This is a genomic window from Vibrio nigripulchritudo ATCC 27043 (assembly GCF_000222685.1).
Taxonomy (GTDB): Bacteria; Pseudomonadota; Gammaproteobacteria; order Enterobacterales; family Vibrionaceae; genus Vibrio; species Vibrio nigripulchritudo.
The window spans coordinates 1-23,628 of record NZ_AFWJ01000303.1 but is presented as its reverse complement, the minus strand read 5'-3'; the positions used below and the strand labels follow the sequence as shown (position 1 = coordinate 23,628).

The 23,628-nt window shown below is 46.0% G+C and carries 17 protein-coding genes; 14 read left to right on the top strand and 3 right to left on the bottom strand.

Going from position 1 to position 23,628, the window contains the following annotated elements; translation table 11 throughout:
* From RH89_RS25040 to RH89_RS24975, 14 genes are all read left to right on the top strand, one after another.
* On the top strand, positions 1 to 1,785 hold a 1,785-nt coding region (locus RH89_RS25040), incomplete at its 5' end, for an SLBB domain-containing protein (RefSeq protein WP_004408140.1).
* Positions 1,785 to 2,564, top strand: a complete 780-nt coding sequence (locus tag RH89_RS25035) for a P-loop NTPase family protein (protein WP_004408138.1) — start codon at positions 1,785 to 1,787, stop codon at positions 2,562 to 2,564. The genes RH89_RS25040 and RH89_RS25035, both read left to right, overlap by 1 nt.
* Positions 2,561 to 4,096, top strand: coding sequence for a SpoIIE family protein phosphatase (locus RH89_RS25030; protein ID WP_004408136.1), 1,536 nt, complete (start codon positions 2,561 to 2,563; stop codon positions 4,094 to 4,096). The genes RH89_RS25035 and RH89_RS25030 overlap by 4 nt, the downstream gene beginning before the upstream one ends.
* Before the next feature lie 9 nt (positions 4,097 to 4,105).
* Positions 4,106 to 6,379 carry a HAMP domain-containing hybrid sensor histidine kinase/response regulator gene (locus RH89_RS25025; protein WP_004408134.1) on the top strand — a complete coding sequence of 758 codons (2,274 nt, stop codon included), beginning with the start codon at positions 4,106 to 4,108 and terminating at the stop codon, positions 6,377 to 6,379.
* A 194-nt stretch (positions 6,380 to 6,573) separates the two neighbouring features.
* Positions 6,574 to 8,079 (top strand): sigma-54-dependent transcriptional regulator, encoded by a 1,506-nt coding sequence (locus tag RH89_RS25020; RefSeq protein WP_004408132.1) that lies wholly within the window; start codon positions 6,574 to 6,576, stop codon positions 8,077 to 8,079.
* Positions 8,063 to 9,076, top strand: coding sequence for a glycosyltransferase family 4 protein (locus RH89_RS25015; RefSeq protein ID WP_004408130.1), 1,014 nt, complete (start codon positions 8,063 to 8,065; stop codon positions 9,074 to 9,076). The genes RH89_RS25020 and RH89_RS25015 overlap by 17 nt, the downstream gene beginning before the upstream one ends.
* A 183-nt stretch (positions 9,077 to 9,259) precedes the next feature.
* Positions 9,260 to 10,477 carry a glycosyltransferase family 4 protein gene (locus RH89_RS25010; RefSeq protein ID WP_004408128.1) on the top strand — a complete coding sequence of 406 codons (1,218 nt, stop codon included), beginning with the start codon at positions 9,260 to 9,262 and terminating at the stop codon, positions 10,475 to 10,477.
* A complete protein-coding gene (locus RH89_RS25005) occupies positions 10,474 to 11,595 on the top strand; it encodes a hypothetical protein (RefSeq protein ID WP_004408127.1) in 1,122 nt (373 codons plus the stop codon). The genes RH89_RS25010 and RH89_RS25005 overlap by 4 nt, the downstream gene beginning before the upstream one ends.
* 470 nt (positions 11,596 to 12,065) lie before the next feature.
* Positions 12,066 to 12,809, top strand: coding sequence for an acyltransferase (locus RH89_RS25000; protein ID WP_004408124.1), 744 nt, complete (start codon positions 12,066 to 12,068; stop codon positions 12,807 to 12,809).
* The gene (locus RH89_RS24995) at positions 12,799 to 13,914 is read left to right on the top strand and encodes a glycosyltransferase (protein WP_004408117.1); all 1,116 of its coding nucleotides are present in this window, start codon (positions 12,799 to 12,801) and stop codon (positions 13,912 to 13,914) included. Before RH89_RS25000 ends, RH89_RS24995 begins: the two co-directional genes overlap by 11 nt.
* On the top strand, positions 13,911 to 15,413 hold the full coding sequence (locus RH89_RS24990; protein WP_080564074.1) for a GumC family protein: 1,503 nt from the start codon (positions 13,911 to 13,913) through the stop codon (positions 15,411 to 15,413). The genes RH89_RS24995 and RH89_RS24990 overlap by 4 nt, the downstream gene beginning before the upstream one ends.
* A 194-nt stretch (positions 15,414 to 15,607) precedes the next feature.
* Positions 15,608 to 16,684 (top strand): glycosyltransferase, encoded by a 1,077-nt coding sequence (locus RH89_RS24985; protein ID WP_004408113.1) that lies wholly within the window; start codon positions 15,608 to 15,610, stop codon positions 16,682 to 16,684.
* 2 nt (positions 16,685 to 16,686) lie between these two features.
* Positions 16,687 to 17,862, top strand: a complete 1,176-nt coding sequence (locus RH89_RS24980; protein ID WP_004408111.1) for a glycosyltransferase family 2 protein — start codon at positions 16,687 to 16,689, stop codon at positions 17,860 to 17,862.
* A gap of 11 nt (positions 17,863 to 17,873) precedes the next feature.
* Positions 17,874 to 18,518: a sugar transferase gene (locus tag RH89_RS24975; protein ID WP_004408109.1), complete on the top strand. Its 645-nt coding sequence runs from the start codon at positions 17,874 to 17,876 to the stop codon at positions 18,516 to 18,518.
* A 61-nt stretch (positions 18,519 to 18,579) separates the two neighbouring features.
* Here RH89_RS24975 and RH89_RS24970 read toward each other — a convergent pair whose 3' ends face one another.
* The 3 genes from RH89_RS24970 to RH89_RS24960 form a co-directional block, all read right to left on the bottom strand.
* Positions 18,580 to 20,583: an EAL domain-containing protein gene (locus tag RH89_RS24970; RefSeq protein WP_004408107.1), complete on the bottom strand. Its 2,004-nt coding sequence runs from the start codon at positions 20,581 to 20,583 to the stop codon at positions 18,580 to 18,582.
* Between the two features lie 202 nt (positions 20,584 to 20,785).
* The gene (locus RH89_RS24965; RefSeq protein ID WP_004408105.1) at positions 20,786 to 21,523 is read right to left on the bottom strand and encodes a response regulator; all 738 of its coding nucleotides are present in this window, start codon (positions 21,521 to 21,523) and stop codon (positions 20,786 to 20,788) included.
* Positions 21,524 to 21,571: 48 nt separating this feature from the next.
* Positions 21,572 to 23,628: hybrid sensor histidine kinase/response regulator (locus RH89_RS24960; RefSeq protein ID WP_004408103.1), on the bottom strand; the 2,057-nt coding region annotated here is incomplete at its 5' end.

The following is a 23,628-nucleotide window of genomic DNA, read 5'->3' as shown; positions in this document are numbered from 1 at the left end:
GAAAGCCCGGGTGAATACACTTTGCAGCAAGGCGACAGTGTTCAACTGGCACTTCATGCCGCCGGAGGATTGCGTTCTGGTGCGCAGTTAGATCAGATACAGCTTCGCAGAGGCGAACAAGTTCAGGTCTTCAACTACAAAGCTTTTCTCGATACGGGTAACGAAAACCTGTTGCCAGATATGAAATCCCTCGACATTCTTTTTATTCCGGCATCCCCCATGGTGGGCAATATCGAACAAGAGTTCGACCCCGCCAAACTCGCTGATTCCGGTGATGCAGCCGATGGTAAAAATGCGATCAAAGTATTCGGCGAAGTGAATGCACCGGGTACATTTTCCTATAAGGAAGAGAACAACTTAGTCGATCTTCTGATGCGCGCAGGTGGTGTCACACGCTATGCCGCTGTGGAGCAAATTCGGGTCATCACTCACAACGAGCCTACCTTGTTCAGCCTGAAGAAATATCTGGATACTGGTAATGCCAACCTTTTACCCAATCTGGTTCCCGGGGCAACGATCTTCGTACCTAAACAGGAAGAAGAAATTAAGTCCGGTTCCAACACTGTGTATGTCATGGGTGAAGTGGCTAAACCCGGCGCGTTCGAGGGCAAAGAAGGCGCGACCTTTATGGACATTCTGGCAAATGCCGGAGGCCCTACCCGTTTCGCCGAATCTCGCCAGATTCGGGTAATAAAAAGTAGTGGCCGAGTCATTAACTTTGACCTTTCTGGATACACCGAAGGGACACAGCGTGTCGCTCCACCAGCCATTGGTCCGGGTGATGCCATCTTTGTTCCTGAGAAAACGGACATCAACGAAAAATCGTGGCTGAAAATTGCACCAAACCGCGCTGTGCGTGTTATCGGAGAAGTGAAAAGACCGGGTCGCGTTGAATGGTCTGATGAAATGAACTTAATGGATCTTCTGGCTCATGTTGGCGGACCTGTCGGGCGCGCAGATACCAGCCGAATTGAAGTCGTCACCCCTACTCCTGCTGGCGTTCCTCAATTGACTGTTTTTGATCTGGACGATTTTATTAAGCGTGGAGCAAGCGACTCTGAACTCCCATTAATTCGTGCGGGCAGTACGGTACGAGTTCACGACCTTCCACAAGACCCTTCTGACAACAAAGCACAATGGGTTCGTCAGGCTTCCGATGCTTCTATTTACGTATTCGGTCAGCTTTCTGCCCCTGGTCGCTACCGTTTTACTGAAGACATGCACTTTCTGGACATTCTTGCTGCGGCTGACGGTCCTACTCAAAATGCCGACATTCACAACATTCGGGTTACCCATAGAAACGGAAAATACGCGCGAGTCAGCAAGCTCAACCTTTCTTTGTATTTTGAAACAGGAGACGAGTCGCTGCTGCCAAAAGTAAAACCCGGCGACACCATCTATGTTCCAGAAAAGAACAAGAACTGGCTGGATGAAAGTAAAGAATCCACCATTCGAGTGTTGGGAGCAGTAAGGAACCCCGGGCGCTACCGCTTTAACGACACCATGACCATTCTCGACTTACTGGCTGAAGCAGGCGGACCAGACAACAACGCCTACCTTGAAAAAATCAGTGTGGTCAACATGTCTTGCTGTCAGGGACAAGCCAGAACCTTTGACCTTATCGAGTTCAGCCGAACTGCTAATTTCCGTTCCCTACCTGTTTTGCGTGCTGGTGATACCGTGTATGTGCCAAGAATGGACGAAAGTATGCTGGAAAAAGTGCGAACCGGTTTAGATGACGTTTTCCGTGTATTGGCGACGATCGCCCTGATAGGAGCATTGTAATGTCTATACCTGCGTGCAATATGGAAATTGAGCAGGTGTTTCTGCAACTAGAGAAGCACCACTGTCGCTCTCTCTGCATTACGTCAACTAACTGTGGTGAGGGTTCGAGTTCAATGGCGCTGGCGTTAACAGAGCGACACCTGCTTGCTGGCTACCGAACTTTGTTCGTGGATTTAAACCTTAAACACCCCAGCCTTATGACGCTTGATCTGCCAACCATGCTGCCAAACTCAGGCGACAGTGAAGACGTATTTGAAGATTTCGACGTGATAGATCCTGATGGCAATACCATTGAACCCGAGCCTACACCGGGACCTTGTCAGCATCTGGCTATTGTCGAAGGGACGCATGAAGTTATTACTGGGGTAAACGCTCCTACTGAGAAAGCAGAGATTATGGGGTTCCGCCAGCCACATATGTTGAAACAGAAGATTGAGGAATGGTTAAAGGACTATGACAGAGTGATCATCGATACCAGCCCCATTTCTCAGCTTAACGCCAATAACATACCCGCAGAAACCGTTGCAGGTGCCTGCGACGGAACCATTCTGATGTTGATGGCAGGCAAAACCAATCAGTCAGAGCTCTCATCTGCGATGGCGCATCTTAATGACAATAACGCCAATCTGGTGGGCACTGTAATCAATGATCTTCATCACCCGAGTCTGGCGGATGAGCTATGCCGTCAGATAGAAAAAGCGAGATTCTTGCCCAAGAGTTGGGTTTCCAAAATAACACTGTCTATTCGCAAAGCACGTTTCTTACAGGTGAGCATATGAGTACACAAAGAAACATTCAGCTTTTCGAACACGAAAGACACACTGATTTAGAGTCGGTTACCGTACTCAGGCAATGTCTATCCAAAGCACTAAACAGTACTTTGAGTGCTTCAAACCTTAAAAATAACATATTGCTGTGTTTCTCGGAGTGGGCAACCAATCTGGTTCAGCATGCATCACCGCAAAGCCCTTCTATCAGAGTTATCTTAGAAAAGAATGCGAGCAAACTGTTCTTGTCTGTGTCGGATTCCGGTCAGCAATGGGATCCGACCCTGAAAGATTCGAAAGACATAATTACCCATTTTACGGAATCAGAGGAAGGTCGTGGAATCGCCCTCATTCAGACCTTTTGCGAGCACCTTGAATACTCAACTAACAACGGAACCAATACGTTATTGATGAGTTGGGATATTCCCATCCAGACTCGAAAACCAGATGTGTTGATCGTCGACGACGATCCATTACTGCTCAGAGTGTACAAAGCTTATCTTGATAAGGACTTTACCATTACCTGCGCGCAAAATGGCGATCAGGCTCTGGGGTTAATTAAGGTCAACAAATACGATTTAATTATCTCCGATATCCAGATGCCTACCATGGGTGGTCTGGAGCTTCGCCAGGCAATTAAGTCCGCTCAGGATGGTCAGTCAATTCCTTTTATTTTTCTCACTGCACTGGCGGGTGAAAATGTACAGATGAACGCCAACCACCTCGGGATCGATGACTACCTTATTAAACCCGTGGATAAGAAGTCGTTGTTGTTCTCGGTTCAGCGGGTTCTCGCCCGTTCTGAGCAGGTTTACAACCATCTTTCTCATCGGCTGGATGAAAAAATCACCAACAGTTTGCTTCCTAAGATCCATTCCCCAGACTCTGGCTGGGATATCGCAGTACGCCAGAGGAACACAGGATGCGGCGGTGGCGACTTCCTGCTATCAAAAGCATTTGGTCGTGAAGATTTGTATGTTCTCGCTGATGTCATGGGTCACGATGTCAGCGCAAAATTCTTTTCCTATGCTTACGCTGGTTATCTGCGGGGGCTGCTAAACAACACTCAGGAAGCTGACCCGTGCCAGTTGCTTGGTCAGTTGTCTGATAGTGCATTTGACGATCAGTTACTTTCTCAGGTTACCCTGACCAGCTGCGCCTTCTCTCTACATGGGAACAACGAAATCGAGCTCGCTTCTGCAGGTCACCCTTGCCCACTTCTAATATCAGAAAACGGACTAGAGACCATTTCTGTTCAGGGCATGCTTCCGGGTCTGTTACCAGAAACGCTGTACTCACCACTCAAGCTAACCCTAGGGAAAAAACAACGAATCGCATTATTTACAGACGGGTTATTTGAATCAGGTGACACCGTCACAGAGAGAACACAACTAACAAAAGAAATAGAAAAACAACTGCTTCACACACTTGAGCTTCCCATAGAGGAAGCCATAGACACTGTGATGGCAAGCTTCGACGCATTGGCAGGCACTCCCCCAAATGATGACACCTTATTAATGCTCATTGAGCCAAAGCATGCGTAGGAGACAACAATGAATCTTCGGTTGAAAACCATCATCGGCATCGCGGGCATAGAAATCATTATGCTGATGACTCTGGTGCTGAGCGCAGTCAAATTTCTGTCTGATTCTAACGAGCAACAGCTTCTACAGCGTGCCGACACCACCCTGAAAATGTTCGCTGGAGCAACCAAAGATGCTGTGATCTCGTCCGACATTGCGACGTTGCAAACGCTGGTTGACGACATTCTGGATCTAAAAGATTTGTGCTACGTCCGAATTTATAACGATCAGGGCAGACTTTTGGTGGAAGGCGGTGAGCAAAACCTGCTGCAGCACTTTGCTGCCATGGACACTGGGCTTTCTTCTGCGAAGGATGGCGTGTTTGATCGGGCAACATCCATTACCACCGGCTCGCTAAGGCATGGTCATATTGAAATGGGGTTCGCAACCAAAGACATACACGGCATGCTAGACAACGCGAAAACCTGGATACTAAGTATCGCCTCGATTGAAGTGGCTTTAGTTACTCTGTTTTCGTTAATACTGGGTTCTTACCTGACGAGAAACCTGTATAAAATTAAGCATGCGGCGCAACTTGTCACTCAAGAAGGTCCCGGTGTTCAGGTCGCAATTGCGGAAGGAGATGAAATAGGCGAACTTGCCAAAGCGTTCAACTCCATGTCTCAAAAACTGGCAGACAAACAAAAAGAACTGGAAGTGGCTCGCAAGCAGGCGGAGTCAGCAAGCGAAGCCAAAAGCCGTTTTCTTGCTTCAATGAGCCACGAGATCCGTACCCCAATGAATGGCGTACTCGGATTACTTGGAAGTCTGGAACAAACGCCTCTCGGTACTGAACAGAAAGAACTGGTTCATACTGCAACTAACTCAGGTCAATTGCTTCTTTCTATCATCAACGACATTCTGGATTTCTCCAAAATGGAAGCCAGCACACTGATGCTTGAGCCTTCAGCTTTTGACTTAAATGAAAGCCTTACTCAGTCGGTTGATTTCTTTAAACCTCAGGCAGAAGAAAAAGGGCTTTATATTGATCTGAATGTCAGCCCGAGCGTTCCCGCTTACGTGTACGGTGATGCCTATCGCTTCAAGCAGGTCTTGCTTAATCTGATTGGTAATGCGGTGAAATTTACAGAGCATGGCGGTGTGGATGTTCACGTTCATGCGGAATACCACGAATCACGAGTAGAGCTGTTGTGTTCAATTAAAGACAGCGGAATTGGCATTGCAGAACACTACCTTCCTCATCTGTTTGATGAGTTCACCATGGTCGACCAGTCCTTCGCTCGTCATTATGAAGGATCGGGTCTTGGCCTCGCGATTACTCAAAGGCTTCTCCATTTAATGGATGGAAACATCAGCGTACAAAGTGTGGAAGGCATCGGAAGTGAATTTAAATTTAGCGTCCTGTTTGAAAAATCAAATCAGAGTGAAGTCGACCAGCATTTTCATCAGTCCCCCACTACCGATTTCACATTGGCAGGTCGAAACCTGTTAGTGGTTGAGGATAACAGTGCCAATCAGCTTGTTATCAAAAGCACATTGCAACACGCAGGTGTCACCCCGGATATCGCCAATAATGGGCGCGAAGCAATAGATGCCGTTAAGCGCAAGCACTACGACCTGATTCTTATGGACATCTCAATGCCTGAGATGGATGGCATGACAGCGACGAAACACATTCGCGCCCTGTCTGAAGAATATTCCAATGTTCCAATTGTTGCCCTGACGGCTCATGCGTTGTCGGGCGACAAAGAAAGATTCCTTTCTTCTGGGATGTCGGACTACCTTTCTAAACCTTTTAATCGCTCAACTTTACTATCTTGTCTAAGCTTACACTTAGGTGATAAAAAAAATGAGGATGTTATGGAAAACAGCTCAACAGAAAGAAAAAATGACATCGCCGCGATAACGGCTTTTGAACACAATGACGATGGGTCGACTCTGGTCGACGAAGAAGTCATTCAACAGATCATCCGCGACACCGATGCCAGTGTGTTACCTGAACTGATCGAATTCTACCTGCAGGAATCGAAAGACCGCGTTTCTCATCTGATGGAAGCGGCCAACACCCGGAACATAGAAGCGCTTGAATTTGAATCTCATACACTAGGAAGCAGTTCCGTCACTTTGGGAAATCAGAGGCTTTCCAAACACGCTCGAAAAATAGAAATGCTCTGCGTCGAAAAGAAAGTTGAAGAAGCACTGGAATGTGCCGCTGCCCTGCCGAGAGTCGCAGACCTGTCTTTTGCGGCATTACGCGAACGAAGTGCAAGAGGATTTGAGTAACGAAATCTCTTATTTAAGTGGAACTGTTAGTTAGCCCATAAAACTGTTTTAAAAATATGGGCTTAACTTTGCATCCACTAGAGTTGTCTGCTTAACTTAATATCAAACTAGAATAATAGCGATTAATTGCTTACAAGATAAGACTACTTGCTTAAGAATCGGGGACCATGTCAGGGCATGGGAGATGAAAAACTATGACTCAACCTAAAGTTCTGCTAGTCGAAGACTCAACGTCACTGGCGATACTCTACAAACAGTACGTAAAAGATGAACCGTACGATTTTTTTCACGTAGCGACGGGTGCAGAAGCTAAAGACTTTATTGAAAAGAATCCACCTCAGCTCGTGATACTGGATTTAAAACTGCCTGATATGCATGGTCAGGATGTCCTTGCCTGGATTCGGGAAAACCAAATTTCCACATCTGTCATTATTGCGACTGCTCACGGTTCAGTGAATGTCGCCGTCGATTTAATGCGAATCGGTGCCGACGATTTTCTCGAAAAACCCATTAATGCCGATCGACTGAAAGCCTCCATAAAAAACCATCTGCAGCGAAACAAGCTAGAGCACCTTGTTGAAGATTTGCAATCAACGCTGGACAGAAAGCGTTATCAGGGCTTCATCGGTTCCTCTCTGCCTATGCAGGCGGTATACAAGATTATTGATTCGGTTGCTCCTACCACCGCCAGTGTCTTTATCTGTGGTGAGAGCGGTACTGGTAAAGAGGTATGTGCAGAAGCCATTCACAACCAGAGCAATCGTAAAAACAAGCCTTTTATTGCCCTCAACTGCGGCGCGATTCCACGAGATTTGGTAGAAAGCGAAATCTTCGGTCATATGAAAGGCGCGTTTACTGGCGCGACGACAGACAGAAAAGGCGCAGCCTCTCAGGCAAATGGCGGCACACTGTTTCTGGATGAATTGTGTGAGATGGAACTGGATATGCAGAAAAAGCTTCTTCGCTTTCTGCAAACCGGACGTTTCACTCCGCTTGGTGGCACAAAAGAAATTCAGGTGGACTGCCGGATTATTTGTGCAACCAACCGCGACCCACTGAAAGAGGTTCAGGAAGGTCGTTTCCGTGAAGATTTGTATTACCGCGTTCACGTCGTCCCTATTAACCTGCCTCCTCTCCGCGAACGCGGAACCGACATTATCGACATAGCCAAATTCTTCCTGCGCAAATACGCCCGTGAAGATAAGAAGAAGTTCACTGGCTTTAAACGCGACGCTGAGTTGGTTCTGTGTAACTACGACTGGCCGGGTAACGTACGTCAGTTGCAAAACATTATTCGCAATATCGTTGTACTTAACGATGAACCTCAAGTGTCAATGGAGCACCTACCGCCACCATTGAACACCATGTCGGCTGGTGTCGGCAGTGCTTCAAGAGTTATTAAAGCACCGGTACCAAAACCTGAGCCAGTGGTTGTTTCCATTCCCGAGCCCGTACACGCTGAAGCGGAAGTCGCGGTATCTGCGGCAACCCCCAATTTTGAAGCCCCTCCCGCCCCAGAGCCTGCTGAAATGGGTAAGATGCCTGTCAGACCAATGGCAGAGATTGAGCGTGAGGCAATTCAGAACGCAATTGAATACTGCGATGGAAATGTACTGAATGCAGCTGTGCTTCTGGAACTTAGCCCATCCACTCTTTATCGTAAAAAACAGGCATGGGAAACCCATGAAGAAGAGGACTAACCCACTCAGGGTTTGGCTGACTCTCGATTCTCAGGGGTTCGGAGGTATTGAATCCCACGTGGTGCAACTGGCTATTGGATTACGCCAGTTGCATTGCGACGTAAGCGTTATGTTCTTACGTGAATACCCGACTCCCCACCCAATGCTCGAAAAGTTGAAAGAAGCCGATATTCCCTTTGAATTTCTTAATGGAACACTACCGGGTTTCTACCAACAGGCAAAATCCCAAAACCCTGATATCGTGCACACCCACGGATACAAAGCAGGCATATTCGCCAGGCTAGTTTCATTGGTAACGGGTATACCCGTCATCAGTACATTCCACGCAGGCGAAATAGGTTCTGGTAAGCTTCGTTTTTACGACTGGCTGGATAGGAAAACCGCTCGGATCTGCAAGCACAATTTTGCAGTCAGCCCACTTATCGCAGAACGCTTTTCACATTCAGTTCCCGTAATTCGGAATTTTGTGAGTACAGATGACCTGCCGTTTAGCGAAGGAAAACAGATCGCCTTTGTTGGCAGATTGAGTCATGAAAAAGCTCCTGATCGCTTTTTAGAAATGGCAGCTCTTGACCTTTCGACTGACTATCACATTTATGGCAGTGGTCCGATGGAGGAAGACCTGAAACCTCAGGCTTCAGGCAATGTTGTTTTTCATGGTCATCAAAAAGACATGTCAAAGATTTGGTCAGACATTGGGCTTCTTGTGATTCCTTCTCGCTACGAAGGGCTGCCAATGTCAGCATTAGAAGCCATGGCACAAGGTGTTCCGGTACTTTGCACACCGGTCGGAAATCTGTCAGAACTGGTAATTAATGGCGAAAATGGCTGGATAAAAGAGTACGCCAGCTTCCCTATGGCAATATCAGATTGGCAAAACATGCCACGCGACAAAAAAATGGCAATCCGAATTGCCGCTAAAAGAGCTGTAGAAAAAGGCTTTTCAACTCAGGCAGTTATTCCATCAATTTTGCAAATCTACCATCAACATTGCTAGCATTTTCATTTTGAGAATGCATTTTCAAAATGAAAATGAACCTCTTCAATAATAAGAAACAAAGAGCACATCAATTTATCACTTTTATATAAATCAACAAGATAATTACAATCATTAGATTGGCACATCTATTGCTCCCTAATAATTCAAGCTAATCAGAAAAGCGATTCTTAGGGAGGCAGCATGGATACCACAACCAATATTTTGTTGGTCCAATATGACAATTCTGACGCGACTGACGTTGTTGCACGCCTCCGCGCAATTTGCTCTGGTCTGCAGACTCAATCTTTTACTGTCACCCTCTGGCACTGTCTGGATGCAGAAACAGAATTTCTCCTTCAACGAGAATTTCCTGAAGTCTTATTTTACTCGTCTGACTCCAGTTCTACGTCTTCTTTGGCCGGATGGTATCAAAAATACCAAGTTGGAAAGCGAATTGTGCGCACAGAGAGTATATCTCTGATCCATTGCTTAGACAGCTTAAGTTGTCAGTGGATGAATTGGGTAGCCAATCACTGTGATGTTCCCATTATGGTAGACGTAGAAGCCAAATTTACTTCCGTTGATTCTTTGCCTTTGGGTATTCGTTTAATGCCCAAACTTATCGCTCCGGGTAATCATGTCGCCTCAGCCTTAAAATCTCTGGGATATCCTGGCGAACAGATCGAAGTAGTACAAAGACCTGTTGCAGCGACGGTTTCACCTTCTCACCGCGCAAAGGTGCTGGATTTAAATACCCACTTCAATTTGGAAAATGACGCGTTTTTACTGATTAACAGCGAACCATTAACTCAGGAAAGTGGGATTGACGCCCTGATACAAGCGTTGTCGATGGCGCGTATGGAATGCCCAAATACACACCTTGTACTGCTCGGACAGGGTGAAGAACGCAGTCAGCTTGAGCAACAGGCTATGTTGCTTGATATCAAAGATTCGGTGCATTTTGTATACAGCCCTGATGATCATACTCCCTACTTCGAGCAAGCTGATGCCTACATTAGCGGTGCGAGAAAAGACGGCGCAAGAGACCACATTGTCAGAGCCGGGCGCTGCGGGCTTCCTGCAATCGCCCCAATGATTGGTTCTAACCCGGAAGTCATTCGTCAGGGAATGACTGGATTCCTGGCACTGGCGCATTCACATGTTTCACTCGCAGAAGCCATTGAGATGATGGCTTCTGATAACAACAGACTGACCTATTTCTCTGAACAGGCTCGCTATCTGGCACAACGCCTGTCTGACCCGAAACGGTACTGCGTGACACTTGCAGCGATTTACCTGCAAGAGATTGAGTCACATTACGAGTACCGATACTCAGCTCATCTATCCCCTTTGCTCAACAACTTAGGGTACATCACTAAGTTACTCACTGGTGGCAAAGCCTCTGGAGGTTCACTATGAACAAGGCATCACACATTCTAGTCGTCGCGTCCGGCGATCAAGGTCAAAGCACCAAATCCTTGACTCAAGATGTTCTTAATCAGCTTCAGGGTGATGATACAAAGATTACGGTTATGGCACCGGATCAGTCGCAGATCGAAGGTTACGCTGGCATCACGGTTAGCCAGAAATCCATGACACCCAGTAACAACCCACTTGTTCGCTGGTATCGTGCTTTGGCATTCTGTTGCTGCGTCATTTTTGCTCGCCTGCGTTACGGAGAGATATCCAGTGTTTTGCTGACGTCTCAACCCAGTGCCAGCTACCCGGTATTTTTTCTTCGCAATTTGCTTAAATATCAGGTGGTTCAGTTAATCAGTCAGCCTGTGAGCTGGACGCCTAAAAACGGTCTGTGCCTGACCAAGGCAGATAGAGTGTTCTATTTACAGAGCATGCGTGAATCCATGCTTGAAGCCATTGCATGTCAGTGGAAAGAGTGCCCAAATACAACGGCACACCAACAAGCTCAGGACATAATTCAGAGCAAAAGGTACACCCCTTTCAAAATGGGCTACATCTATGTTGATCAACCCATGCAGGAAGAAAACAGCCTAAAGCGAGTATTTTGTGAAACTCAGACTCGCAACCTGGCCCATTTACTGGATGCACTTGCTCACATCAGAAAAGAAAATCGCCCTGCGATCTATCTGAAAGAAACTGGAGCAAACATCCACAAAAATACAGACATCAAACACCAGTCTACGTTGCTTGGCTGTCAGCGCTGCGAAGAGGATGTTCAGTGGGCACCTGGGAACATTTATCTGGCTCTGCCCGGTAATCTTGATAACGAGCGTCAGGTGTTGAAGGCACTGAGCACGGGAATGTGTGTCATTATCCCTGCCGATGGTTCATTCTGGGATTTAGCGCTTTCCAATCAGGTTAACTGCCTGAAGTACAAACCATACGATATGTCTTCGCTAAAAGAAAAACTGGAGCAGGTGAAAGCCAATCCAGTGGCGCTACAAAACATTGCCAAAGCGGGAGCGCACATTGCTCACGGGTATCGTGCTGATAAGTGCTACACCAGTATTATCTCGGCATTAACTAATCGTTCAACAACAGAACAACATCACGATTGAGTGCCGCTCCGGCACTCTTCTGACTTTAAGAGACTTCAACATGCTGGCAAAAATCAGATGAAACTTTGTCAAAAGAAACATGGTCTATACTAAATGTGTACAATTTGTTATCGGGATGTACACGAATAGACGCATTCAGAATGCAAACATAACTTATGTTGCTCTTTTCAGACGGGAAATACGTATCAGCTAAAAAGCAATAAAGTCAGTCTGAGACACAAAAGCCATTTCGATGTGTTTCAGACCAAAGCCAAGATGTAGGAGGCGTTATGTTACCGAATCAGAAACCTAAAAAGCCATCTAAGCAGAGACCTTCAACCAAAAAAGACTCATCCAAAACGCGTGTCAAATTGAGAATCCCAATGTCATTGACATAGAAGACACCGTATCTCACTGTATTTTAATACTTTATTTTCTGGCACAATCATTGAAAGAGCATAGTCAAACGTCACTGCATAACAGGACAGACTATGCTCTCATTACATTTACAATCTATAAAAAACTGGCTTAAGCATAGCGACAGCCCACTCGCCGAATTTCTGTTTCGAAACATTAAACGCGTTTTGAATTTCGAACTTCCTCTGCCTCATCTGGTATGCAAGCTTGCTTACTTTATCCATCAGCAAATAAGTCTTGTTTGGCAGACGACGCTTCGCGTTCTTATTCACACACCAGTATTCAAAGGTCGCCTCAACCAATTTGGCGACAACCTTTATCTTTACGGTGGTGTCCCTTTCGTTTCAGGTCCTTTATCAATCGAAGTCGGAGACAATGCTCGTATCTCGGGTCACACGACTTTTTCGGGCAGAACGCTTACTGATAAGCCGCTTTTGAAAATCGGCAGTAATGTTGATGTAGGCTGGCAAACCACTATCGCCGTCGGTACTAAGGTGGTTCTGGGTGATAACGTTCGCATTGCTGGTCGCTCATTCATCTGTGGTTACCCGGGTCACCCGCTTGACCCTAAGAGTAGAGCTCAAGGTGCTCCCTGCTCGGATGATCAGACAGGAGACGTGGTTCTGGAAAACGATGTTTGGCTGGCCACCGGAGTGTCGGTCATGACTGGTGTCACCATAGGACAAGGCACTATCGTCGCAGCAAACAGCGTTGTCACTAAAGATCTTCCCCCCATGGTTCTTGCCGCCGGAAACCCTGCAAGAGTCATTAAATCCCTAACACAAGACACTATTGAGGAGGTTCGCCATGCCTCGTGATTTGATTGTATTCGGAGAAGACTGGGGCGGACTACCTTCTAGCACTCAGCACCTTATCAACCGTATTAGCCACAACCGCAAAGTACTTTGGGTAAATTCGATTGGACTGAGAAAGCCTCGATTGTCAGTGCGCGACATGAAAAGAGCGTGGGCCAAAATTACTGCCCCAACAAAGAAAAGCACCGAAGTAATGCAGGTTAAACCTAATTTCCCGGTTGTCACTCTGCGCACCATCCCTGCCCCATGTTCAATGTGGGCGCGCAACATGGCGAAAAACTGGATGAAGTCTCAGCTATTGCCAGTGATAGAACATTATGGAATGAAAGACCCAATTTTATGGACATCACTGCCAACCGCTGCAGACCTGTGCGGTGAGCTGAACGAATCTGCTGTTGTGTACTATTGCTGTGACGATTTTGGTGCTCTGACTGGCGTTGATCATGGCTGTGTGCTGCAACACGAGCAAAAGCTGGTCGAAAAAGCAGACATGATTCTGGCTTCCAGTGAAAGCCTGATGAGTAAATTCCCAGAGAACAAAACTCAGTATCTGCCACACGGTGTCGATTATTCTCTGTTCTCGACTCAGGTTCCTAGAGCTATAGATTTACCCACAGATGGTCGCCCTATCGCCGGATTTTATGGCAGCCTTTCTAACTGGCTGGATTACGACATGCTGGAACAGGTATTTCGCTCTATGCCGGAATGGCACTTTGTGTTCATTGGTCAACTCGAACTGGCAACCAACCCACTTCCGAATTTACCTAATGTTCACTGGCTTGGACCAAAACCCCATCACGCTCTGCCTAGCTACAGCCGCCATTGGCAAGCCAGCATGTTGCCATTTGTCGATAACGAACAGATCAAAGCCTGCAACCCACTAAAATTGCTGGAATACATTACAGCGGGCACACCCATTGTTACGACTGATTTCCCGGCACTGCAACCTTTCAAAAAGCTGGTTCACTGTGTAAGAAGCCCGAGAGAGTTCAAGTCTGCACTGGAAAACAGCCAGTTTATGATCAATCAATCGCAGCCTGAAGCTGCTGCCAGACACTCGTGGGACAACCGTGCTCGCGAGCTTGAAGGCTGGTTGGAGGCACTATGATGACATTAAGCCAGAGAGTTCTAATCATCTTGATGGGTGCATGGCGTCGTCGCTATGTAATATTAATGCCGACCCTCATTCTACCAATCCTGGGTTTCTTGATTGGTAAAACCACACCGAGATATTACGATTCGCATACCAGCATGCTGATTCAAGAAACCGCAAAGATGAACCCGTTTTTGGAAGATCTTGCCGTGTCTACCATGTTGAAAGATCGTCTGGATGCGCTAAAAACACTGCTTCATAGCCGTCATATTCTGGCATCCGTTGCCAAAGAAAGAAATTTGGTGAGTGATAACCCGTCCCCAATTGAACTGGATGCGGTGATTCGTCAGCTATCTAACAATCTTAAAGTCACCAAAATCGGCAGAGACCTGTTAAAAATTGAGTATCGCTCAAACACGTCGGAAGGGATGAAAGAAACTCTGGAAGCCGTAAGCCATCACTTCGTTGAGCAGTTGCTTGCGCCAGAGCGTTCTTCCATGACCGATTCTCAGAACTTTCTTTCCGAGAACATCAAATACCGTCAGGCAGAGCTGGACGCCGCTGAAGCCGCGCTGGCGAAGTTTAAAAGCGATAACGGTTCATTGCTTCCGGAAATGCAGCTTGAAGCGTTAAGCCGTCTGGCACAGCTAAAACAAAGACTATTTGAGAGACAAGCCGAATACGCCGGAGCCAAAAGAACGTTAGGAAGCCTGGATGTTCAGCTATCAAAAACCAATCCGGTTGTTGGCAAACTGGAAGAGCAGATCATTCTAATCCGCAGTGAACTGACTTTGCTCAGAGCCAAGTACACGGACTCTCACAGTAAGGTTCAGGCTAAAATTCGCAACCTTAGAAGGCTCGAGGCAGAACGCGCGAATCTCCTTGCTCAAGGTCAGCCTTCTTTGGACAGTACTCAACTTTGGGACATCGCCAGTTCAGCGGCTATCGAAGATTCGGATCAGAACCAACCTGTTCTGATTTCTCAACTGGATGACTTGCAGAAAGCGCGTTCAAAGGTCGACAGTTTAGAAGAGGAAGTGAAAACCCTTCAAACCATGATCACTGAACTGGAAAAAATGACGTCTAAGTTTGGTGAGAACGAAAAAACCTTACTTAACCTGCAACGCGACCTTTCTTTGAAACGCCAGCTGTATGAAAACCTGTTGGAACGATACGAAATGGCAAGGTTAACCAGTTCGCTAGGTGTTTTCGAACAGGAAAAGCGCGTGAAAGTGATTGATCGCCCCTACACGCCAAGTGCGCCATCCAATCTGCCTCCCATCATCTTTCTGATTGCAGGTATCGTGGGAGGACTAGGGCTAGGTGCAGGTATTGCCCTGATTCTAGAGCTAACCGACACAGCAGTCAGACGACGCGACGAAGTGGAACTTCTTACAGGCAAACCTGTGTTAACCCGTGTTCCTAAGATGAGAAATACTGACGATGACAGTGTGCTGGATCTTGGTTCAAATACCACTTCTATGCCAGTGATTGACATCACCCCCACCGCGTAGATCAGCGCATTAGAAAGACAAGCCCGCATTTCTGCGGGCTTTATCTTTTCTGTTCTCTCAAACCGACTATCAAATTGAGAAACCAAATACTCACTTTCACAAAGATAACTTAACTCATTGTATTTATTATCAATATTTATTGGCACGCCTTTCGCTATAGAAGACTAAACCGAACAAAAAACGAGAGACACAATATGAAGACCATAGTTCATGTAGTTCAGCACTTAAGACCTGGCGGCATTGAAGTCATGGTATTGGATATGCTGCGGTTTGCCGATAAAGCGAACAAGGTATTCGTTGTTAGCCTGGAAGGGTCTAAAGATAAGGCGCTCAAGTCCTGGCCGAGATTAAAGGATCACGAGCATCAGCTTTTCTTTCTCAACAAAACACCCGGCATCGAGTTGGGGTTGTTCATGAAAATGAAGAACTTATTAAGCTCACTGAAAGCCGATGTAGTGCATAGCCATCATATCGGTCCTTTGCTTTATGGGAATGTTACAGCTCGGTTTGCCAATGTTCCGGTACGTATTCATACCGAACATGATGCCTGGCATCTGAACGAAGATTCTGAAGTCAGAATTGAAAAAATCGCTCGTTATCTTTCTAAACCCAAAATGGTCGCCGATGCCGAATTCGTGAAAGACAAGCTAGTCCGAATTTTTGATGACATCCCGGTTGAAACCATTCACAACGGCGTAGATTGTGATCATTTCACACCTGGCGCAGCCAACATAGCAAGAGAAAAGCTCGGGCTTCCAAACAACAAGCGAATCATCGGGTGCTCAGGAAGAGTTGAGCATGTTAAAGGACAGGATACTCTGATACACGCTCTGAAAGACATGCCATGCAATGTCATTCTCGCTATTGCAGGTGACGGTTCCGAGAAAGAGTCACTGATGGCACTGGCAAAAGAACTCAAACTTGAAGACAGAGTCCTCTTCCTTGGGTTCGTCAGCGACATGGTTAATTTCTATCGCTCGCTAGACCTTTACTGCCTGCCTTCTCGTAACGAGGGTTTCCCGCTATCAACTCTTGAAGCACAGGCGTGCGACATTCCGGTGGTTGCCACCGATGTGGGAGGTGTAAAAGAGTCGCTGTGCCTTAAGTCAGGTCAGCTTGTGCTTCCCGACAATGCCTCTCTTATGAGTGAAATTCTGGTAAGCATGCTGAACTGCCCTAGCCCGTTTTCACCAAGAAGTTACGTCGTCGAAAATTACGACATCCGCAATATGACATCTGCCTACGAAAAACTGTGTGATCAGGGGGAATAACAATGGAATGGTTACTAATTAGCGTGACAGCTCTTTGCATTTTTCTGGTTCTGTATCACCACGTTGGCTATCCGGCATTACTTGCCATGATCGCCAAACGTGCAGCGCCGCAACCCACAATGAAAGATACGCGTTGCTATCGTTCAGATGACATGGACAACCGTCTTCCTACCGTGACTTTGATCATTCCTGCTTACAATGAGGAAGAGTGGATTGCCGAAAAGATACGCAACGTATGCAGCCTGGATTACCCTTCGCACCTTCTTAAAGTCTGGGTAGCCTGCGACGGCTGCACAGATGACACCGCGAACATTGCTTACAACACGATTCAGGAAGCTATCTGCGAAGAAATCCATATCGAGATTTTCGACTTTGACGTGAATCAGGGAAAAGTCGCCATGGTGAACAAGCTGGTCAGTCAGGCAGACACGGATGTAGTCGCACTGAGTGATGTATCCAGTCTGATTTCCTGTGATGCTCTGCTTATTGCTGCCAGGCATTTTGAAGATCCGAATGTTGGCGTGGTCAACCCCAAATATCAAATCTTGTCGGCTTCACACGTTGAACAGCAATACTGGAATTATCAGGGTTCAATCAAACAGAGCGAAGCGATGCTGGGTTCCGTACTGGGCGCACATGGCGCGTTCTACCTGTTCAAAAGAAAGTTGTTTGAAGAGATCGAATTCGACACCATCAATGATGACTTCATTATCCCTATGAGAATCATTTTGCGAGGGTACAAAGGCGTCTACGAGCCCCAAATGCTTGCGCTTGAAATGGAACAAGCCAGTTCGAAGCAAGATTTCAAACGTCGTTTAAGAATTTCCGCTGGAAACCTTCAGCAGATTCTTCGCCTGTTCAAACTATTTAATCCGAAATATAAGGGAGTTGCGTTTGCCTTCTTCTCTGGAAAGGGGCTGCGAGTGACTATGCCTTATCTGATGATGACGGCATTGGGAGGCTCCATTCTGTTGAGTGAACACCCGTTATTTATGGTAGCGACAGCGTTGCAAATTGCAGGATATTCCCTCGCATTGCTGGCACTTATCTTGCCTAGTGTATTTAGCTACAAACATTTTAAGACCTTAGCCTACGTAGTAAGCGGGCACGCAGCGAGCCTGATTGGTGGTCTTCGATACATCCTTGGCTTTGAAAAAGGCAACTGGGAACGAGTTTAGGAGAGAGAACTATGGATATTATGACATTTTCAGTTTCACCCACTACTGCATTGGCTAAACGTGTCTTTGACCTTGGATGCGCAATGGTAGGAATTGCCCTGACACTGCCTCTCTTCCCAATCATTGCACTGGCAATAAAGCTTAACTCTCGCGGACCTGTTTTTTACGCACAAGAGCGCGTCGGGCGAGTAACTCCAGAAGGTAGCAACGTTTTCAATATGATCAAGTTCAGAACCATGTATGTCGATGCTGAAGCCAAAACTGGTGCGACCTGGGCACAGGACAACGACCCACGTATTACCCGAGTAGGATTGTTTTTACGTAAGACTCGTCTTGATGAGATTCCGCAATTCTGGAACGTTCTTAAGGGGGATATGTCCATGATTGGTCCTCGCCCGGAACGCCCTTATTTCTACAATAAACTGGAGCCGCAAATTCCATTCTTCTCAGACCGTACGTATGGTGTGCTTCCTGGCATAACAGGGCTTGCGCAGGTTAATCAAGGGTATGACACCTGTATTGAAGATGTACGTTCAAAAGTCGGCTACGACCACAGCTACGCTCTGGCACTGACATCCTTCTCAAGCTGGATTCAGATGGATTGGGAAATCATCAAGAAAACCGTACTGGTTGTGCTTTATGCTCGCGGAAGATAATCACATTGCCCAAGGTCTGGTATCAGACCTTGGGCAATCAATTGAGGGAGTCAGTAGAAGATTAACTGGTAATAGTGAAATGCTGCTGAGGTGCATGACCTAGCGCTTCTTCATCGTTAAAATACTGCTCTAGCTCGTCAACATTAATTGCTCTTGAGAAGTAGTAACCCTGCAATACATCCGCATTGCAACTTTGCACAAACTCCAGTTCTTCTTCCGTTTCTATTCCTTCAGACACCACAACAAATCCAAGTCTTTTTAACGTCGATATCATTGAACGATAAAGCTCTTTGCCTTTCACGGTATTTGCCTGTTTCAGAAACAGCCTGTCGAGCTTGATGACGTCCGCATCCAACGCGCTGAGCATCGATAAGCTAGAGTACCCTGTTCCGAAATCGTCTATCGCCACTAAAAATCCAGCTTCACGCAGCATCCTTACGCTTTCACTGACCAACTCAACATTTTGAGAATAGATGGTCTCGGTGATCTCAAAACAGACAGGATAACCCGACATTTTATTGATGAGATCTTTAATGAATTGCTTGTCGCCTAGTGAGTCGACATTAAGATTCAGGCTTACCTTCAGAGCAAAATTCCTGAAAACGGGTTGCGTTTTCACGTCGCTCTCAACGGTATCCACCACCCATTTATCAATGTATTCGCCGATTTTGGCATTTTCAAAATGCCTTATAAAATCCGGAGAATTCAGACTCTGATCGCTTTCTAAGCGAAGCAGAGATTCAACACCAATCATTTGCAAAGTTTTGGATTCGAATTGGGGTTGATAATAAATTCTGAGTTCCCCCGCCAGTATGTCTTTCAAACTTTTATTAAGCTTGTCCTGCTGCTCGACCAGTTCATTGTGCATTCCCAGAAAGCTCACTTCTTTCTGAACTGGAACTGCGTAACTGAACCTGAGTTTACGAATTAAAGTGTTGAGAAGGCTGTCGTTGCTGGTGTTTGAATACTTGCGTACGAATGGCATGTAGAGCATCACATCCAGACTAATGATCAAAACCTGTAATAGAATGGCTTTGACGTTACCTCCTGTGACGAGATAAGAGTCAAGAAGTGACGGCGTCACCCACTCAATACTTTCTCTGATAACGATTACATCCACTAACGACAAATACACCTGAGCAAACAGATGATTCACCATAGGGACCAGTACAAATGGAATGGCCAGAATCGGGTTAAATATTATCGGTAGCCCGAATACGAGCAGTTCGTTAACGTTAATGATCGCGAAGGGAATAGAGATTTTTGCCAGGGTTCGTGCAAACTTCATGTTTGAGAACAACATGATGGCAATGATGAGTGCCCAGGTACTTCCCGCCCCTCCATAGATAACGAATACGTCAAAGAACATGCTGAATGACATGTTAGAAACGTAGATTTCTGAAACAAATGAGCTGTCGAAAAAAGTGTAGTACGCGGCTGCACCGTGAACGCCAGTGAGCCAGATAACGTGGATAATAAGCGTATGAAAATAAGCCTGTATCCACACTGGCCAGCCCGCAATCATTTCAATCACAGAATGGATACTGGTTTGTTCGAGAAGGAAATAAACCGCACCAATAACCAGAAACACCAGCAAGTGAGGCATCATACCGTTAATCGCACCTTCTAGAATTGGGTTGACGACTCGGGTTCGGATTAACTTGTATTTCATGTATCGATTGACAAGAAAATACCCTAAACAGACTAGAACTGGGATTAAAATGGCGTCATCCAACACGAACGCATCCGATATTACTAACCCACCATCTGTTTTGGTTATGTAGCCTGAGAAGACAAGAAACATCGTTATAGCAAGCGATGTAACCAGTAATCGTTCGTCAAAGAAGTGGAATGAAAGGTGATAAGCCAACGTACAGGTAAGTAATACTGGGAATATTTTGCCAAGCAAAATATCTATTGTTGCTATGTCTTCATAGGGGACTAGCGAGTAGTTATTGTTAACTACAATGAAAATTATCCAAGCAGAACGGAAAAACAAATATGGGATCAATGAAACCATTGCCGCCCTAAAGGAGCTTAAAATGATTTGAAAAATTGCTTTCATTTCACTCTACGCCTGATTTATTGCGTTTCAGGTACGCAATATCTGCAAGAACATTAACCACAAATAATTCGTGGTTACCGAATGTCTCTTGCGGTGAGTATAGAGGAAACTAATGCGAATGCCGTTCTTAATTTAGAGAATGAATTAAGAAAAATTAAACATACTCTAACTAAGTATTAATAACTCTCGAATGAAATTAGCTTTATGAAACTTTTGTGACACCTTCTGGAGGCAGTTCTACCTTAAGTTTGTCGATGTTAATGATGGTGCTCAACTCGTGGATACGGTTAATAAGCCTCTCATTGAGTATCACGCCCGCAGCGATTAGGCGTGATCCATTTGCCGCACAAATGTCTTGTTTTAGACACATTCCCGCTTCCAGATCACTTAATTTTGAAACAAATCTCTCGTTTTCATGCAATATCGGTTCTGCTGGTTCCGGTTTTACCTCCTTAATCTTAGGCGGTTCCATCACCTCTTCTGTCATGCAGTCGAAGTCTGAGTTCACCTGATTGTATTCATGTTCATGAAACAATTGAGCTGATTCTCCAAATGCAGCAATGATCTTTTCTTTTGCCATATCAATCGTGATTGGCTTAACCAGAAAGGAATTAATATCCAGATTCATGCATGCACGTAAAACTTCTGTGTTGGAATAAGAAGTCACGGCAATGACTTTTGTCGCTTTATCGTTGTTGGTCATCCCCGTTCGAATAGCTTTAAGCAGTTCAATACCGTTCATTTCAGGCATATTGATGTCTGTGATAACAATATCCACTTTATGGCATTCAAGCTTGTCAGCCGCTATCTGACCATTAGGTGCAGTCAGAATGTTTTCTACTCCTAAACGGAGCAACATAGATAATGTTGCTTTACGTGAAAAGTCATGGTCTTCCACGATCATGACCGTCATTTTTGCGAACATTTCTGAGGCTTTCATGTTTAATCCTTCCTAGCCCCAACGGGCTGTTACCTGGCTTTCAGACGTTTAAATTATCTTTTCTTGTTCTAAGTATTTTTGTATGTCGGTGACTTTAACAACGCTTTGCTGGTACACATTTTCCAAATAGCTCCAGTCCTGCTTAAGCGCTTCGTTTTGCAAAGTGAGAAACGATTCCGCCAGTATTTCTGCCCCTGCTGAATTCGCTGCACCTTTTGCCGCGTGGGCAATGCTCTGTACTTCCTGACCATTCTTTTCCGTCAGTGCGCTTTCCAGAGCAGACATATCGTTCTGGAGTGAATCCCAGTACCCCTGAAGTAAAGGCGCAAGAAACTCGATTTCGGCTGTCCCTAAAATCGCCTCTAGCCGTTCAAAATTAATTACGTTTTCCAATGTATCGGACTGGTCTTCGATCTCAGTCACTTCATTTAGTTGTTCTTCAACTTGCGGAGCAACATTTGGCAGATTGGCGACTTGTTGCAACTCCTCTTCAGGCACACCCAGCCATTTTTCCAGCATGTCACCCAATGCCGTGAGCTCTACGGGTTTGGAAAGGTAATCATCCATTCCTGCCTGAATGCACTCTTCACTTGCCCCCACCAGCGCATTGGCGGTTATCGCTATGACCGGAATTGGCTTCGGTATCTCCATTTCTTCTTCGTGCTTTCTAATGGCTTTTGTCAGTTCGAATCCATCCATAACTGGCATATGGCAGTCCGTCAGAACCAAGCCAAACTTCTCTCGCATCCACATGTTATAGGCGGCGAGTCCGTCCTCTGCCATTACGCAGACATAACCAAGACGGTTAAGTTGCCTTTCCAGTACATCACGGTTTGTTGGCTGATCTTCAGCAACCAGAATCAAGCGCCCGTCATTTCTTGCTTTCTCTTTAGAAGGGAGATTTTGAGTGGTTTGCAGCGTTTGCCTTTTCTCTGCAATTGGGCTGCGTTTACCCAATAAGATAGCGATACCCAATTCCAGCTCACTAGGTTTCAGCGGGTGAACACCCGATACCATGGTTCTGGAGGTGACAAACCCTTTGCTTGATGATGTGTCGTCTGACAATAGCAGCGTTTTAGTCTCTTCTTTAAGCAGCAGACCGACGCTTTTTTCGTAAGTGTCTTCTATGTCTTTCGCACTATGTTCGGGACCTGCGACTAATATCGTGAAGTCTTGAGAGTCGTGGGTGAGCACTTTCTCGGCTCGGTCAAACGAAGATACCGATACCACATCACATCCGACACTCTCTAGATTATGTTTCACAACCTCGCCCAGTTCAGGGGAGCGGACTACCGACAAAATCTTCACTGCGGAGAAATCAATATTGTCTTGCTGAACGCTGTCATCCATGTCGTAAACACAAGGTATTGTCATAATGAAGCAACTGCCCTCGCCCACCTGACTTTCCACACGAATGCTTCCTCCCATCATTTCGATAAGAGATTTCGTTATAGACAGCCCTAATCCAGTTCCGCCATATACCCGTGTTGTGGACGTATCTGCCTGCGAAAACGCAGAGAAAAGCTTGTTCATTTGCGCATCAGACATACCGATGCCATTGTCTTTCACCCGAATTTCAATCATGTCACCGTCAGTGTTTTCGAGCAGTTCAGTCATAATCCAGACCTGACCTTGATATTGCTCGTCACCACTGGTGAATTTCACCGCATTACCCACCACGTTCAGTAAGATCTGACCCAACCTTACTCCATCACTCATGATGAACTTAGGAATCCTAGAGTCGTGTTTAAGGAGAAGGGAAATGTGTTTTTTCTGTGCCTGAAGGAAGAGCACATCTGCAGTACGTTCCATCACGACCTGGAATTCCACAGGAATGTTTTCGACCTGCATCTGACCCGCTTCAATTTTGGAGAAATCCAGAATGTCATTGATGATGTTAAGCAGCGTCATTGATGAGTCACGGATGGTTGTCGCCATGGTGCTTTGCTCTGGTGTCAAATCCGTATCACTGAGCAGGTTGATCATCCCAACCACACCATTCATAGGCGTTCGGATTTCATGGCTCATGTTTGCAAGGAACATGGATTTCGCTTCGTTAGCCGCGTTAGCCAGCTCGCTTTCCCGGCGCAACAGCTCCTGCGCTG

Excerpts from the sequence above, each read along its gene's own strand:
- RH89_RS25035 (WP_004408138.1), top strand. The coding sequence starts at position 1,785 with ATGTCTATACCTGCGTGCAATATGGAAATTGAGCAGGTGTTTCTGCAA.
- RH89_RS25030 (WP_004408136.1), top strand. The coding sequence starts at position 2,561 with ATGAGTACACAAAGAAACATTCAGCTTTTCGAACACGAAAGACACACT.
- RH89_RS25025 (WP_004408134.1), top strand. The coding sequence starts at position 4,106 with ATGAATCTTCGGTTGAAAACCATCATCGGCATCGCGGGCATAGAAATC.
- RH89_RS25020 (WP_004408132.1), top strand. The coding sequence starts at position 6,574 with ATGACTCAACCTAAAGTTCTGCTAGTCGAAGACTCAACGTCACTGGCG.
- RH89_RS25015 (WP_004408130.1), top strand. The coding sequence starts at position 8,063 with ATGAAGAAGAGGACTAACCCACTCAGGGTTTGGCTGACTCTCGATTCT.
- RH89_RS25010 (WP_004408128.1), top strand. The coding sequence starts at position 9,260 with ATGGATACCACAACCAATATTTTGTTGGTCCAATATGACAATTCTGAC.
- RH89_RS25005 (WP_004408127.1), top strand. The coding sequence starts at position 10,474 with ATGAACAAGGCATCACACATTCTAGTCGTCGCGTCCGGCGATCAAGGT.
- RH89_RS25000 (WP_004408124.1), top strand. The coding sequence starts at position 12,066 with ATGCTCTCATTACATTTACAATCTATAAAAAACTGGCTTAAGCATAGC.
- RH89_RS24995 (WP_004408117.1), top strand. The coding sequence starts at position 12,799 with ATGCCTCGTGATTTGATTGTATTCGGAGAAGACTGGGGCGGACTACCT.
- RH89_RS24990 (WP_080564074.1), top strand. The coding sequence starts at position 13,911 with ATGATGACATTAAGCCAGAGAGTTCTAATCATCTTGATGGGTGCATGG.
- RH89_RS24985 (WP_004408113.1), top strand. The coding sequence starts at position 15,608 with ATGAAGACCATAGTTCATGTAGTTCAGCACTTAAGACCTGGCGGCATT.
- RH89_RS24980 (WP_004408111.1), top strand. The coding sequence starts at position 16,687 with ATGGAATGGTTACTAATTAGCGTGACAGCTCTTTGCATTTTTCTGGTT.
- RH89_RS24975 (WP_004408109.1), top strand. The coding sequence starts at position 17,874 with ATGGATATTATGACATTTTCAGTTTCACCCACTACTGCATTGGCTAAA.
- RH89_RS24970 (WP_004408107.1), bottom strand. The coding sequence starts at position 20,583 with ATGAAAGCAATTTTTCAAATCATTTTAAGCTCCTTTAGGGCGGCAATG.
- RH89_RS24965 (WP_004408105.1), bottom strand. The coding sequence starts at position 21,523 with ATGAAAGCCTCAGAAATGTTCGCAAAAATGACGGTCATGATCGTGGAA.